Source organism: Streptomyces sp. NPDC001668 (genome assembly GCF_042893155.1).
In the GTDB taxonomy this organism is placed as follows: Bacteria; Actinomycetota; Actinomycetes; order Streptomycetales; family Streptomycetaceae; genus Streptomyces.
The window spans coordinates 1-14,550 of the sequence record NZ_JBIAUQ010000010.1; the positions used below are offsets into that span (position 1 = coordinate 1).

General features: G+C 71.6%; 13 protein-coding genes. 9 read left to right on the forward strand and 4 right to left on the reverse strand.

What is annotated here, in order from left to right; genetic code table 11:
• Positions 1 to 760: 760 nt before the first annotated feature.
• Complete coding sequence (locus tag ACFYZ8_RS27625) at positions 761 to 1,612, reverse strand: DUF4184 family protein (protein ID WP_388537773.1); 852 nt, start codon at positions 1,610 to 1,612, stop codon at positions 761 to 763.
• Positions 1,613 to 1,920: 308 nt separating this feature from the next.
• On the opposite strand from ACFYZ8_RS27625, the gene ACFYZ8_RS27630 reads away from it, so the two are divergent.
• The 3 genes from ACFYZ8_RS27630 to ACFYZ8_RS27640 all read left to right on the forward strand — a co-directional run bounded on the left by ACFYZ8_RS27630 (position 1,921) and on the right by ACFYZ8_RS27640 (position 4,942).
• Positions 1,921 to 3,657, forward strand: coding sequence for a lytic transglycosylase domain-containing protein (locus ACFYZ8_RS27630; protein ID WP_388537775.1), 1,737 nt, complete (start codon positions 1,921 to 1,923; stop codon positions 3,655 to 3,657).
• 145 nt (positions 3,658 to 3,802) lie between these two features.
• On the forward strand, positions 3,803 to 3,937 hold the full coding sequence (locus tag ACFYZ8_RS27635) for an SPW_0924 family protein (protein WP_359029548.1): 135 nt from the start codon (positions 3,803 to 3,805) through the stop codon (positions 3,935 to 3,937).
• 21 nt (positions 3,938 to 3,958) lie between these two features.
• Positions 3,959 to 4,942, forward strand: a complete 984-nt coding sequence (locus ACFYZ8_RS27640) for a DUF3068 domain-containing protein (protein ID WP_388537777.1) — start codon at positions 3,959 to 3,961, stop codon at positions 4,940 to 4,942.
• Here the strand turns inward: ACFYZ8_RS27640 and hrpB are convergent.
• Entirely contained in the window at positions 4,932 to 7,466 is a 2,535-nt protein-coding gene (gene hrpB / locus ACFYZ8_RS27645; protein WP_388537779.1) for an ATP-dependent helicase HrpB, read from the reverse strand. The genes ACFYZ8_RS27640 and hrpB overlap by 11 nt on opposite strands.
• A gap of 31 nt (positions 7,467 to 7,497) precedes the next feature.
• A complete protein-coding gene (locus tag ACFYZ8_RS27650; protein ID WP_359029551.1) occupies positions 7,498 to 8,391 on the reverse strand; it encodes a class I SAM-dependent methyltransferase in 894 nt (297 codons plus the stop codon).
• A gap of 316 nt (positions 8,392 to 8,707) precedes the next feature.
• On the opposite strand from ACFYZ8_RS27650, the gene rpsA reads away from it, so the two are divergent.
• The 4 genes from rpsA (at position 8,708) to ACFYZ8_RS27670 (ending at position 12,489) form a co-directional block, all read left to right on the forward strand.
• Positions 8,708 to 10,216, forward strand: a complete 1,509-nt coding sequence (gene rpsA / locus ACFYZ8_RS27655; protein WP_359029552.1) for a 30S ribosomal protein S1 — start codon at positions 8,708 to 8,710, stop codon at positions 10,214 to 10,216.
• Positions 10,217 to 10,473: 257 nt separating this feature from the next.
• Positions 10,474 to 11,412 carry a PAC2 family protein gene (locus ACFYZ8_RS27660; RefSeq protein ID WP_388537781.1) on the forward strand — a complete coding sequence of 313 codons (939 nt, stop codon included), beginning with the start codon at positions 10,474 to 10,476 and terminating at the stop codon, positions 11,410 to 11,412.
• 28 nt (positions 11,413 to 11,440) lie between these two features.
• Positions 11,441 to 12,058, forward strand: a complete 618-nt coding sequence (gene coaE / locus ACFYZ8_RS27665) for a dephospho-CoA kinase (protein WP_359029554.1) — start codon at positions 11,441 to 11,443, stop codon at positions 12,056 to 12,058.
• A gap of 50 nt (positions 12,059 to 12,108) precedes the next feature.
• Positions 12,109 to 12,489 carry a tetratricopeptide repeat protein gene (locus ACFYZ8_RS27670; RefSeq protein ID WP_359029555.1) on the forward strand — a complete coding sequence of 127 codons (381 nt, stop codon included), beginning with the start codon at positions 12,109 to 12,111 and terminating at the stop codon, positions 12,487 to 12,489.
• Positions 12,490 to 12,511: 22 nt separating this feature from the next.
• On the opposite strand, the gene ACFYZ8_RS27675 is transcribed toward ACFYZ8_RS27670, so the two are convergent.
• A complete protein-coding gene (locus tag ACFYZ8_RS27675; protein ID WP_359029556.1) occupies positions 12,512 to 12,778 on the reverse strand; it encodes a DUF6343 family protein in 267 nt (88 codons plus the stop codon).
• A 76-nt stretch (positions 12,779 to 12,854) separates the two neighbouring features.
• On the opposite strand from ACFYZ8_RS27675, the gene ACFYZ8_RS27680 reads away from it, so the two are divergent.
• Together ACFYZ8_RS27680 and ACFYZ8_RS27685 are read left to right on the forward strand one after the other, a co-directional pair.
• Entirely contained in the window at positions 12,855 to 13,754 is a 900-nt protein-coding gene (locus ACFYZ8_RS27680; protein ID WP_388537783.1) for an acyltransferase domain-containing protein, read from the forward strand.
• A 74-nt stretch (positions 13,755 to 13,828) separates the two neighbouring features.
• Positions 13,829 to 14,521 carry a class I SAM-dependent methyltransferase gene (locus ACFYZ8_RS27685; RefSeq protein ID WP_388537785.1) on the forward strand — a complete coding sequence of 231 codons (693 nt, stop codon included), beginning with the start codon at positions 13,829 to 13,831 and terminating at the stop codon, positions 14,519 to 14,521.
• Positions 14,522 to 14,550: the final 29 nt, after the last annotated feature.

Below are 14,550 nucleotides of genomic sequence, written 5' to 3' on the forward strand. Positions count from 1 at the left end.
GTAGTGCCCTGTAACGGACGCCGGCCGCTGCGGGCGGACACCCCCCACCCCGTCCCCTTCCCGCCGTACGCGGCCAACGGCCCGCGGTGGCGCGCGAGGCGTAGAGAACGGCCCGTCGTGGCGCAGGCCCACCGCAACCCCAGGGGCGCGGGGAACTGCGCGACCAGCCCCCACACACCCGCACCCGCCCGACAACCGCACCCGGCACCCCCGTAGGCGCCCCGCCCAAGCCCAGCGCAGCGGCCCCGCGGGGAACTGCGCGACCAGCCCCCACACACCCGCACCCGCCCGACAACCGTACCCGGCACCCCCTCAGGCGCCCCGCCCAACCGCCGGAGGCACCGTCACTCGCGTGGACCCCGCAGCCGCGCCCCCGCCCGGGCCCCCGGCCAGGATGCCGTCATGGGTATACGCATGCTTCACCGCCGGGCGGTCCCCGGGCGGACGCAGGCACAGGCGCACGCCGGCAAGAGCCCGTTCGTACGACCCCCGGTCCAGGCCCACGCGGCCGCCGCAAGCACCGCCCGCATTCCCTTCGACCTGGCGACATTCCTGCGCCGGGCGCGAGTCAGGGCGGCACGCCCTCGGATCCCGGTCCACCTCGGCACCACCCTGCGTCACGCCGCCGCAGGGCTCCGGCGCCGTGTCACCCGCGGCGACCGGGACGCCGTAGGGCTGTGGGCCGAGCTGGCGCTCAGTTACCTCGCTCTTGCCCTCACCCTGCTGCCCCGGTCCCGTCCGATGCCCACGATGACGGTGTTCATCGCCGAAGCGGCCGCGGGAGACCGGCCTCTTCCTGCGCGTCGGACACCGGGGCCGGGCGCCACAGCCTGACCCCGGAGGCGTACAGCAGGACCCCGAGGGCCAGGCCGGCGCCCGCGCCGAAGCAGAGGGTGGGGATCAGTTCCCAGGGTTTCGCGGTGGAGCCCCAGTACGCCCACCACCGCGAGGCCCGCTGCACCGCGCCCACCGTCATGCATCCGCCGATCACGGCCACGGCCCACCACCTGTCCCGCACCGACAGAGCGGGGACACCCCGCGGCCGGGCCGCCGCGGGTGTCCGGCGCAGGGCGTACAGGCAGAACACGGCGATCACCAGCGCGGCCAGCGCCGAACCGCCGTACTGCAGGTACCAGTACAGAGGCGACCCGGCCATCTCCCGGTCCAGCACGGGGAACAGCCGTACCCCCCACCGGTCGTGATGCGTGAACGCGTCCCACACGATGTGGGTCAGCGCTCCGAGGGCCGCGGAGGCGTACCAGCGGACGGCCAGGGACGTTCGCACGCGTGCGCGTGGCGTGCCGCAGCCGAGGAGTGTCGCCGGTCTGCCCTGTCGCCTTCGCGGCAGCAGGGCCACCAGGGGTTCTCGCAGCAGCAGCCACAGGCCGACCATTCCCCAGGCGATGAGCACGTCGATCGTGAGGACACCCGGCAAGGAGTGCGTCACGGTGCCGAACTCCATCGCCCCGGACGCGACACTTGCCGCGTAATAGGTCATGTCGGGCGAGAAGGATCCGGCCACCAGTACGGCCGGAACGAGTCGGCCCCGGCCCGTTCCGTCGGGGCGTACCGCGGGCAGCACCGCCGCCGCATGGCTCAGGGTGAACGGCAACGGGGCTCCTCGCGGCGGGCGTTGGCCGGGCGGCGGCCCGGGTGATCGGCTCCGCCCAGTATGGGCGACGCGAGCCCGCACCGATCGAACATGGCCAACCGGTGAATATCGGGCACGAACCGGTGTCCGAGGAAAGGAAGTTGTCGTAGGGTCACACGGGTCACCGTGCTGGGGAGCTCGGTCGAACGTGCGCACCAGGAATTACCGCGCGTCACAGGGGCAACCTCAAGGGCGGCTCGACCGTCACAACTGGACGAGGGCGACAGACGGAGACGGGCGCTCGGGCGTCCACGGGAGGGGTTCACTTTATGGCGGCGCAATTCGGCAGGAGGCTGGCCAAAGGGGCGACGACCACCGCCGTGGCGGCACTCGCGGTCGCGGCACTGTCCGCCTCCCAGGCGCCGGGGGTCACGGCCGACGACAACGGCAGATCGACCGCCGCCGAGGCCTCTCCCGATCCGGCCGCCGGGACCGGCGCGACCGGCAAGTCGCCGTACTACACGGACCTGCCGCCGCTGAACACCCCGAGCCCCGCGCCGACCGACGGCACGGCCGCCACCCCCACCACCCCGGTCGAGTCCGAGGCGGGCATACCCGCGACCGTGCTCGCCGCCTACAAGCAGGCCGCGGCCGAAATCCAGGCGTCCAAGCCCGGCTGCAACCTGCCCTGGCAACTCCTCGCCGCCATCGGCCAGGTGGAGTCGGGCCAGGCTCGCGGCGGACGTGTCGACGCCGACGGCACCACGACCTCCAAGATCATCGGTCCGCAGCTCGACGGCAACGGCTTCGAGCTCATCAAGGACACGGACAACGGCGTCTACGACGGCGACACCGCGTACGACTCGGCCGTCGGGCCCATGCAGTTCATCCCGTCCACCTGGAAGTGGGCCGGCCGCGACGGCAACGGCGACGGGGTGAAGGACCCGAACAACATCTACGACGCCTCCCTTGCCACTGCCCACTACCTGTGCCGCAACGGCTGGGACCTGTCGGACAGCCGCGATCTGGAAAGCGCCATCCTCAGCTACAACCCCTCGAACGCCTACGTCAACACGGTCCTGTCGTGGCTGGAGTACTACCGCAAGGGCACCCACGAGATCCCCGACGGCACCGGCACCGTCCCGGGCAACCGCAGCGACGGCAGCAGCGGCAACGGGGGTTCGACCTCCTCGCCGTCGTCGCCCTCGACGCCGTACACGCCGAGCACCCCGAAGCCGAGCGGGCCCGGCTCGTCGAGTCCGACCGCGCCCACCACGCCTCCGCCGTCGTCCGGGACCCCCACCACGCCGGCTCCGACCACTCCGGTCACGCCCACCCAGACGGTGGACCACCTGGAGGACTCCGGCACCGGGAAGCTCGCCGCCATGGCAGGCGACGCGTTCACCGAGAAGATCAGCACCAAGGCCGAGAACGCCGCCGGCAAGGGCGTCGCCAAGGTCCGGATCCGCTACACGATCGTCGGCGACACCGATGCCACCTTCACCGGCGGCGAGAAGGTCGCCACCGCCCTGACCAACAGCTCCGGCGTGGCCACCGCGCCCGCGCTCCAGGCGGGCGAGACCACCGGCACCTTCGCGGTCAGGGCGACGCTCATCGGCCGTACGGTCACCGGCCCGATCTACTCGGCCACCGTCACCCAGCGCGTCGCCGACACCCTCGTCCGCACCAGCGACACCGCGCTGACCTGCACCCCGGGCGGCCAGTTCGCCGACGCGGTCCAGGTGAAGGCCACCTACAAGAACGCCGTCGCCGACAAGGTCGCCGCCACCGCCACCCTGATCAAGTCGGCCGACGACGCGACCGAGAACGACAAGGGCCCCTACTTCAAGGACGCCGAGGGCAAGACCGTCCGCACCCTGACCGGCCTCACGACGGACGCGGACGGCCTGCTGAAGCTGCCGCAGCTCTACTCCGACGACACCACCGGCACCTACCTGCTCCGCATCACCACCGCGGGCGGCGCGACCCTCGACGTGACGCTGACCGTGGCGGCCGCCGCGGACACCTCCGCGAGCCCCTCGCCGAGCCCCAGCGCGAGTTCATAGGCACGGAGCCATCTCGAAGGGCGTCCTCTCCGCCACGGCGGACAGGGCGCCCTTCGCGTGTGCGCGAACTGTTCTCATCTCGCGCGCCCGTTGCTACCGTGCCGGACCTGACGATGTATCAGTTCCCGTGCGCCGGGAGGCAGCCATGCGCGCCCTGATCGCCGCCGCGACCGGTCTCGCCCTCGCGTTCGCGCTCGTCCTCACCATCACCGCGCTGGGCACGCCCACCGGCAGGACGTCCCCCAAGCCCCTGCTGACCACGGTGCCCGCACACCCGTAACCGTCCGCCCGGGAGGCCGAGATGCGCCGCAAGACCAGCCTGGTCCTGCTCGCCCTCGCCGTGTTCTTCGCGGCGCTGTCCCCGCTGCTGCGCTGGTACGCGTTCCCGCGCCTGGCCAAGATCCCCGCGAACCAGTACCAGGACATGGTCCTGGAGGCCAAGGACGCGACCCTCATCGACTACGGCTCGATGACCGCGAGGAAGGTCTCCAAGGTCACCGTCGTGCAGACCCTCAAGGGCAACGTGGAGGCCTCGGAGAAGGTCGAGAAGACGGCCGGGAAGGACGTCGTCGTCTGGGACGGCCTGTCCTACGTCGTCGGGCCCGACGGAAAGATGGTCTCCAAGATCCCCGAGCGCTACATCTTCGACGCCCACACCCAGGACCCCGTCCACGCCCCCGGAGAGATGGTCGACGGCGACCCCGTCACACGCGAGGGCATCGAGTTCAAGTGGCCCTTCCTCACCGAGAAACGGGACTACGAGTACTTCGACGCCCAGGCCCGCACCTCGGCCCCCATCCACTACAAGGGCACCCAGGACTTCCGCGGCCTCGACGTCTACTACTTCGAGCAGACCATCCCCTGGACCAAGGTGCCCTTCCCGAAGACCATGCCGGTCCAGGGCATCACCCCCGAGTCCATCGCCAGGACCGGCACCACCCGCTGGTACACCACCGTCCGCAGGTTCTGGGTCGAACCCGTCACCGGCGCCCCCGTCTACGGCGAGGAACTCCACAAGGAGGAACTGCGCGGCGGCACCCTGCTCGGCGACCGCGACAAGGTGACGGTCTTCGCCGGCGACGTGAAGATGCGCGAGGACTACATCGAGCACACCGTCGACCTGGTCAAGTCCAACCGGACCCTCGTCCTCCTCATGACCTCCTACCTGCCGTGGGGCTTCCTGATCCTGGGCGTCCTGCTGCTGGCGCTGGCCCTGCTGCTCGAAGCCCGCGGCCGCCGCCCGGCCCCCGCGAAGGCCGACGCACCCGAACCGGTCACCGCCTGAGCCGCGCGTTGGTGTGCCGCGTCGGTTCGGCACCGGCCGGATCCTCCGGCCACGGATGCTTCGGATACCGGCCGCGCAACTCCGCCCGCACCCCCTTGTAGCCGTCCTTCCAGAAGGACGCGAGGTCGGCGGTGACCGCGGCGGGGCGTCCGGCCGGGGAGAGGAGATGGACGAGGAGGGGCACACCGGCGATCCGGGGCGACTCCTGGAGCCCGAACATCTCCTGCAACTTCACCGCGAGGACGGGCTGCTCGGGGCTGCCGTAGTCGATCCGGATTCTGGACCCACTCGGTACGGCCATCCGCTCCGGCGCCAGCTCGTCGAGCCGCGCCGCCTCGCCGGAGGCCCAGGGGAGGAGACGTTGCAGTGACTGCCCGGCGTCGATGCGCGCCAGGTCGGCCCGCCGCCGGGCCCGGCTCAGTTCGGGCTCCAGCCACTCGTCCACGCGCGCGTGCAGCGCGTCGTCGGAGACCTCCGGCCACGGGTCGCCCAGGTGGTGGCGCAGGAACGCGAGCCGCTGCCGCAGTACGTCCGCGTCGGGCGTCCACCGCAGCAGCCGCAGCCCGTCCTGGCGGAGCCCGTCCAGAAGGGCCTCGCGTACGAGGACGGGGTCGGCGTCCTTGAGCGGCCGTACCGCGAGTTCGATCGCCCCGAGCCGCTCCACCCGCCGTGCCACGACGTCCCCGTCGGCCCAGTGCACCTCCTGGCGCTCGGAGTACAGGGGAGCGGCCGCCGCCCGGGCGGTGTCCGCGTCGATCGCCGCGGCGAGCTGCACACGCGCGTGCCCCTTTCCGACCGGCCGGTCCGCCACGGCCACGGCGATCCAGGGCGAGCCCCGCAGCGGGGAGCCGTCGGAGAGTTCGGCGCGGGTGCCGGAGGCCATGAGGTAGGAGCCGCCGTCGGCTCTCGCCACGCGCTCGGGGAAGGCGAGGGCGGCCACGAGCCCGACGGCGCCGTCCTGGCCCGTATCTCCCGAGCGGATCTGTTCGTCCACCCCCGGATGGGGGCGTCCGGCGGACTCCGTCGCGACGGCCCGCAGCCGGCGCACCTCCGTCCGCCACCGTGCCGCGTAGGCGTCACTCCCGCGCCGGGCCGCCCGCAACGCTTCCGCGAGGTCGTTCCCGTCCTCCCGTGGCGCCTCCTCGCTCAGCAGCGCGACGACCTCGGCGGCACGCCCGCCCCCGACCGACGCGGCCGCGTCCAGGAGCGCCCGCCCCAGACGCGGGTGCAGCCCAAGGCGCGCCAGCCGGACACCCCGCCGCGTGGCACGCCCGGCCGGATCCACCGCGTCCACCGCCGCGAGAGCGGTCCGCGCGGCCGCCATCGCGCCCTCCGGCGGCGGATCCAGCAGGGCGAGGCCGGACGCGTCCGGATCGCCCCAGCAGGCCACCTGCAGCGCGAACGCCGTCAGGTCGGCCACCTTGATCTCGGGGGACGGGAAGCGCGGCAATCGGACGTCCTCGGCCTCCGCCCAGCACCGGTACACCGCACCCGGCGCCTCACGGCCGGCCCGCCCCGCCCGCTGCCGCCCGGCGGCCTGCGAGGCCCGCACCGTCGCGAGCGCGCTCAACCCGCGCGCGTGGTCGACGCGCGGCTCCCGCGCCAGCCCCGAGTCCACGACCACCCGCACCCCGGGCACGGTCAGCGAGGACTCGGCCACGGCGGTCGCCAGCACCACCCGGCGCCGCTCCCCGCTCGCCAGCACCGCGTCCTGCACGGCCGCAGGAGCCCGCCCGTGCACCTGGAGCACCTCCACGTCACCGAGGCCGCCCAACTGCCCGGCCACGCGCGCGATCTCGCCCACACCCGGCAGGAAGCAGAGCACGTCCCCGTCCCGTTCGGACAGCGCCCGCCGTACGACCGACGCCACGTGCGCGAGGAGCGCGGGGTCGACCCGCATGCCGTGCGGCGGCCGCACCGGACGGGCCGGGGGCGCCCAGACGACCTCCACCGGATGGGAGGCACCCTCCGCCTCGACCACGGGCGCGTCACCCAGCAACCGCGCCCACCCCTGCGCGTCGGTCGTCGCGGACGCGGCCAGCAGCCGCAGCTCCGGCCGCAGCGTCTGTCGTACGTCCCACAGGAAGGCCGCCGTCGTGTCCGCGTCCAGATGGCGCTCGTGGCACTCGTCGAGCACCACCACGTCCACGCCCGCGAGTTCCTGGTCGCGCTGGAGCCGCTGGAGCAGCACGCCCGTCGTGACGACCTCCACGCGCGTGTGCCGTCCGACCACCCGTTCGCCGCGCACGGTGTACCCGACGCTTTCGCCGGCCTTCTCGCCCAGCAGCCACGCCATCCGCCGGGCGGCCGCGCGGGCGGCGATACGGCGGGGCTCGGCGACGACGACCCTCCGCGCGGGTGCGCCGGAGTCCAGCAGACCGGCGAGGGCCAACGGCACGAGGGTCGTCTTGCCGGTGCCGGGCGGGGCGACGAGGACGGCCGTGCCGTGGCCTTCCAGGGCGTCGCCCAGCGCGGACAGGGCACCGCGTACGGGAAGGGCGTCCAGGGCGTCGTAACGGATCACGCCCCCAGTGTCGTACGACGGCCGGAACGCCTCAGTCGCGCTCGCACACGAAGATCGCGGTCCCGGGGATCAGATTGCCGCGCAGGGGAGACCAGCCGCCCCACTCCGAGGTGTTCCACACCGGCCACTCCGGCTCGACCAGGTCGACCAGGCGGAAGCCGCCGGCGACCACGTCACGCACCCGGTCACCGAGCGTGCGGTGGTGCTCGACGTAGACCGCGCGGCCCTCGTCGTCCTGTTCGACGTAGGGCGTGCGGTCGAAGTAGGAGGCCGAGACGGACAGGCCCTCGGGGCCCGGCTCGTCCGGGAAGGCCCAGCGGATCGGATGCGTCACCGAGAAGACGAAGCGGCCCCCCGGGCGCAGCACGCGGCGCACCTCCCTCAGGACCAGCACCGGGTCGGCGACGAACGGCAGCGCGCCGTACGCCGAGCAGGCCAGGTCGAAGGAGCCGTCCGCGAAGGGCAGGGCGCCCGCGTCGGCGCACACCAGAGGGAAGGACGTACCGATGCGCAGGGCGTGCTGGAGCTGGCGGTGGGAGATGTCCAGGGCGACCGGGCGGGCACCCTGCGCGGCCAGCCAGCGGGCGCACTGGGCGGCGCCGGCGCCGATCTCCAGGACGTCCCTGCCCTTGAGGTCCTCGGCCGGACCCAGCAGCTCGGCCTCCACCTCGTCGAGGCCCTCGGGGCACCAGACGAAGCGGTCGTCGCCGAGGAACGTGCCGTGCTCGACCTGGTACTCGTCCGCGTTGCGGTCCCACCAGCCCCGGTTGGCGCGGGCGCTCTCGGTGACGTCCGCGTCACGCCGGGTGGCCTGCGACTCCGCGTCCGGACCCGTTTCCTGCTGGTGTGATGCGGGCTCTTGGATGACCGGCTCCCTCGTATTAGTCTGCGGGCTCTTCGTCCGACCCGTCGCGGCGGCCGTCATGAATGGGGCGCCGTCACGCGCGCGTGGCCTCGTGAGACAGGTTTTGTGCCGGGTATGCGGCGATCCGCCCCGGGTGTGCGCCTTCGCGCATTGACCCTGTCCGGCTGCCCCCGTATGCTACAAGTTGCGCTGCGGGCCTGCGCACCTCAGACGTAGCAGGTCGCGCTCGCATCTGTTGTATGTCCCCTCGGTTGTCGAGGCGCCACCAGTGGTTTTGTGTGGCGCTTCCTTGGCTGTCCGGCTTCTTCAGAGCGAAACGGGCTCCCGGCGTAAGCAGTACCTACGACTCACTGTCCGTACCGGAGCCCTTTCCCACATGACGAGCAGCACCGAGACCACCTCTACCACTCCGCAGGTAGCGGTCAACGACATCGGTAACGAGGAAGCCTTCCTCGCCGCGATCGACGAGACGATCAAGTACTTCAACGACGGCGACATCGTCGACGGCGTCATCGTGAAGGTCGACCGGGACGAGGTCCTGCTCGACATCGGTTACAAGACCGAAGGTGTCATCCCGAGCCGCGAGCTCTCGATCAAGCACGACGTCGACCCCAACGAGGTCGTCGCCGTCGGTGACGAGATCGAAGCCCTTGTTCTCCAGAAGGAGGACAAGGAAGGCCGCCTGATCCTCTCGAAGAAGCGCGCCCAGTACGAGCGTGCCTGGGGCACCATCGAGAAGATCAAGGAAGAGGACGGCATCGTCACCGGTACCGTCATCGAGGTCGTCAAGGGTGGTCTCATCCTCGACATCGGCCTCCGTGGCTTCCTGCCGGCCTCCCTCGTCGAGATGCGCCGTGTCCGCGACCTCCAGCCCTACGTGGGCAAGGAGCTCGAGGCGAAGATCATCGAGCTGGACAAGAACCGCAACAACGTGGTCCTGTCCCGCCGCGCCTGGCTCGAGCAGACCCAGTCCGAGGTGCGCCAGACGTTCCTCACCACCCTGCAGAAGGGTCAGGTCCGCTCCGGCGTCGTCTCTTCGATCGTCAACTTCGGTGCCTTCGTGGACCTGGGTGGCGTCGACGGTCTGGTGCACGTCTCCGAGCTCTCCTGGAAGCACATCGACCACCCCTCCGAGGTTGTCGAGGTCGGCCAGGAAGTCACCGTCGAGGTCCTCGACGTGGACATGGACCGCGAGCGTGTCTCCCTGTCGCTGAAGGCGACCCAGGAAGACCCGTGGCAGCAGTTCGCCCGCACCCACCAGATCGGCCAGGTCGTGCCCGGAAAGGTCACGAAGCTGGTTCCGTTCGGTGCGTTCGTCCGCGTGGACGAGGGCATCGAGGGTCTGGTCCACATCTCCGAGCTGGCCGAGCGCCACGTGGAGATCCCGGAGCAGGTCGTCCAGGTCAACGACGAGATCTTCGTCAAGGTCATCGACATCGACCTCGAGCGCCGTCGCATCAGCCTCTCGCTGAAGCAGGCCAACGAGGCCTTCGGTTCGGACCCGGCCTCGGTCGAGTTCGACCCGACGCTGTACGGCATGGCCGCGTCGTACGACGACCAGGGCAACTACATCTACCCCGAGGGCTTCGACCCCGAGACCAACGACTGGCTCGAGGGCTACGAGACCCAGCGCGAGGCGTGGGAGCACCAGTACGCCGAGGCGCAGACCCGCTTCGAGCAGCACCAGCAGCAGGTCATCAAGTCCCGCGAGGCCGACGCCGCTGCCGCGGCCGAGGGCGGCGACGCTGCCGGTGCGGCTCCGGTCGCGGGCGGTGGCGGCGGTGGCGGTTCGTACTCCTCCGAGGGTGCGGACACCTCCGGTGCGCTGGCGTCGGACGAGGCGCTTGCCGCGCTGCGCGAGAAGCTGGCGGGCGGGCAGAGCTGAACGCCGGCTCGCTGAGGCATAGCAGGTAGCTGAGGGGCCGTACCTTTCGGGGTACGGCCCTCAGTGCTGTCCGGGTTCGTTGTCGGCTGCGGGCCCGGTGGGGCTTCTCGCGCAGTTCCCCGCGCCCCTTTCGGGGCGCGTCGCGCTTACCCCTGTCATGAAAAGGCCGCAACAGATGGCCTGATCAAGCGCTCGGGTGGGAATGCCGCTGTTCCAGGGCGTGTTGTGCTGTATGAACACGAGGAGGAGCGGTCACAGTGCTTGATCCGCAGGGTTTGTACGCATGGGAGCCTCAGGGCCTCGCCGTTGTTGACATGGCGCTCGCCCAGGAGTCGGCCGGCCTGGTCATGCTCTACCACTTCGACGGATACATCGACGCGGGCGACACCGGCGACCAGATCGTCGACCGGCTGCTCGACTCGCTGCCCCACCAGGTCGTGGCCCGTTTCGACCACGACCGGCTCGTGGACTACCGCGCCCGCCGTCCGCTGCTCACCTTCAAGCGCGACCGCTGGACCGACTACGAGGAGCCCACGCTCGACGTACGGCTCGTCCAGGACGCCACCGGCGCGCCCTTCCTGCTGCTGTCCGGCCCGGAGCCGGACGTGGAGTGGGAGCGCTTCGCCGCGGCCGTCCAGCAGATCGTGGAGCGGCTCGGCGTCCGGCTGTCCGTGAACTTCCACGGGATCCCCATGGGCGTCCCGCACACCCGCCCCGTGGGTCTCACCCCGCACGGCAACCGTCACGACCTCGTGCCCGGCCACCGCAGCCCCTTCGAGGAGGCGCAGGTGCCCGGCAGCGCCGAGGCCCTGGTCGAGTACCGGCTCATGGAGGCCGGCCACGACGTCCTGGGCGTCGCGGCGCACGTCCCGCACTACATCGCCCGCTCGCCCTACCCGGACGCCGCCCTGACCGTACTGGAGGCCATCACGGCCGCCACCGGCATGGTCCTGCCCGGCGTCGCCCACGCCCTGCGCACCGACGCCCACCGCACCCAGACCGAGATCGACCGCCAGATCCAGGAGGGCGACGAGGACCTCGTGGCCCTCGTCCAGGGCCTTGAGTACCAGTACGACGCGGCGGCCGGCGCGGAGACCAGGGGCAACATGCTCGCCGAGCCCGTGGACATCCCCTCCGCCGACGAGATCGGCATGGAGTTCGAGCGCTTCCTGGCGGAACGGGAAGGCGACAACTGACGCCCGCGGAGCGTCTAGGCTGCCGCTCATGCTGAAGGTGGGCCTGACCGGCGGTATCGGCGCCGGCAAGAGTGAGGTGTCGAGGCTCCTCGTGGAGCACGGCGCCGTCCTGATCGACGCGGACCGCATCGCGCGCGAGGTGGTCGCGCCGGGCACGCCCGGCCTCACGGCGGTCGTGGAGGCCTTCGGCGAGGACGTACTCGCCGAGGACGGCAGCCTCGACCGCCCCCGGCTGGGCTCCATCGTCTTCGCCGACCCCGACCGGCTCGCCGTGCTCAACTCGATCGTGCATCCCCTGGTCGGCGCCCGCTCCCGCGAGCTCGAATCGGCCGCCGCCGAGGACGCCGTCGTCGTCCACGACGTCCCGCTGCTCACGGAGAACGCCCTCGCGCCCCTCTACGACCTCGTCGTCGTGGTCGACGCGAGCCCCGAGACCCAGCTCGACCGGCTCGTCAGGCTGCGCGGCATGACCGAACAGGACGCACGCGCGCGTATGGCCGCCCAGGCGACCCGCGAGAAGCGCCTGGAGATCGCGGACGTCGTGATCGACAACGACGTACCCCTGGACGAGCTGCGGCAACGCGTGCGGGACGTATGGGATGACCTCGTACGGCGAGCGCGCGGGTCCCAGGAGTCTCAGGAATAGCGTCCCCCGGTCCGGGCGTTGAACCCTTCCAGTGAGGGAAGGACTCTGCCGTGCCCGAGATCAGCGGATCGACCGGACGTACTCCGGAGACCCATGTCATCGACTTCCGCGCAGCCGAGCAGTTGCTCTCCGCGCGGGACCCGCGGGGCGCGGTGAAGCTGCTCGACTCCGTCATCGCCGCCCACCCGGAGAACACCGCGGCCCGGCTGCTGCGCGCGCGGGCCTTCTTCGCCGCCGCCCAACTGCGTCCCGCCGAGCTGGAGTTCACCATCGTCCTGGAGCGCGAGCCGGACAACGCCTTCGCCCACTTCGCGCTCGCCCGCACCTATGAGCGACAGGGTCGGCCCGACCAGGCCAGGCGCCACTTCCGGCTGGCGGCCGCGCTGGACCCGAACCCGGAGTTCCTGAAGGCCGCGCGGTTCGAATCCTGACCGCCGCCTCGATGTGCTGCGGCTACCGGGGCCGGTTCTCCGGCGGCCGGTACGGCGGGATGTCGGGGCCCGGCTGGTAGTGCGGGCCCTGGCGGATGTGCCGCAGGATCACCGTCGTGTCGACGGTGATCACCAGCCACAGCACCCCGCAGGCGATGGCCCACCCGGGACGGCCGGCCAGCGCGAACGCGGCCGTGCCGAAGATCGCCCACACCAGCCCCCACACGCTCAGCCAGAACCGCGCCCGCAGCGCACTGCGCGCTGTCATCGGCTCACTGCCTGTACGCATCGGGATCACCACCCCTCCCTTGCAACGTACTCTTCGGAACGGACGTTGACCAAAGGGCCGAACAGGGGGTCACCGCGTGCTTCCGGACGCCGACGAACTGGCCGAGGTACTGGTGGAACTCGCCGTACCGCATGAGGACGTCAACGAACTGGTACGGATGGGCCGACGGGTCATGGACGACCCTGAGCTACGGCGCTTTCTGGAACACTCCGTCGACGAACTCGTCCGGGACATCGGAAGGGCCGACGACCCGGTCGTCCTGCCCGAGCTCGACTGGCCGGCCGGTGCCCTCCAACGCTGCTTCCCCGTCTACGTGTTCGTGGCGGCGCTGCCCCACACGCGCGCGTACCACCGCTCGCGCGGCATCCCGGACGAGGTGTCCCGGCGCACCCTCGCCGACCTCGGGCGGAACATGGCCGTGCACCGCAGGCGGTACGGCCGGGCGGGCGTGCAGTCCCCGCGCTGGCTGACCCGGCACTCGCGCGGCGAGCTGTACCAGCTGGGGCGACTGCAGTTCGAGCGGACCCGGTACGGGCCGTGGAACAGCCGGACGCTCAAGGCGGCCGGGCTGGACGTCGCTCCCGGCACGCCCTGTCTGAGCCTGCACATCCCCGACTTCCTCGGCCCGCTGTCACCGGAGGCCTGCGAGCGCTCCCTCGCCCTGGCCGCCGAGTTCTTCGCCCGGCACTTCCCGGAGGAGCCGTACGCTGCCGCGCTGTGCCATTCCTGGCTGCTGGACCCGCAGTTGAAGCAGTACCTGCCCGCGGACTCCAACATCGTCCGGTTCCAGGAGCGCTTCCGGTCGGCCCCCGCGGACCCGGAGCCGGAGGACACCGAGCCGGTGCAGTTCGTGTTCGGGGACCCGGACCTGGCGGTGGAGAGCCTGCCGCGGCGGACGGCGCTGGAGCGGGCCGTCGGCGATCACCTGCGGTCCGGCGGGCACTGGTACATCGGACACGGCTGGTTTCCTCTGTAGCTCGGACGGGTGAACCTGTGCGACTCGGGAACGGCCGTGCGGACACGGGCCGTTGGACGGGCATGGAGCTGAGGATGCGAGCGGGACATCAGGGGACGGGGCCGGGGCCGATCACCCCGGACGGATGCGCGGTCGAGCTGTACTCGCGGCTGCCCGTGGGAGCGGAGCCCGAGATCATCGCCGGGGCGGTACCGGCGGGGGCACGCGTCCTGGAGCTGGGCTGCGGCGTGGGGCGCATGACGCATCCGCTGCTGGAGCGGGGGTTCACGGTCACCGCGGTGGACGAGTCCGCCGAGATGCTGGAGCGCGTGCGGGGCGCGCGCACGATATGCGCCCCGATCGAGGACCTCGACCTGGGTGAGACGTTCGACGTGGTGCTGCTCGCGTCGTTCCTCGTGCACAACGCCGACCTGGAGGTGCGGCGCGGGATGCTGCGCGCCTGCGCCCGGCATGTGGCGCCGGGCGGCTGTGTGCTGATCCAGCGGGAGGGCGAGGACTACCACTCCGATCTGCCGCGAGTGAGGGTCGACCCCAGCGGGTTCACCGTACGGATCGTCTCCTCGGAACCGGTCGCGGAGGGCGTCAACTCGGTGCACGCGGAGTACGAGTTCCCGGACGCCACCTGGACCCAGACCTTCCGGGTCCGGCCTCTGACACAGGAGCAGTTCGAGGAGGCGCTGGAGGAGGCGGGGTTGAGAGTGGACCGGTATCTGACGGAGGACCGGATATGGGTGCGGGCGGTGGCGGAGCCGGGGCGGTGGCCGTGACGGGCTGAGGAAATCGGTCGTGCGGCGGC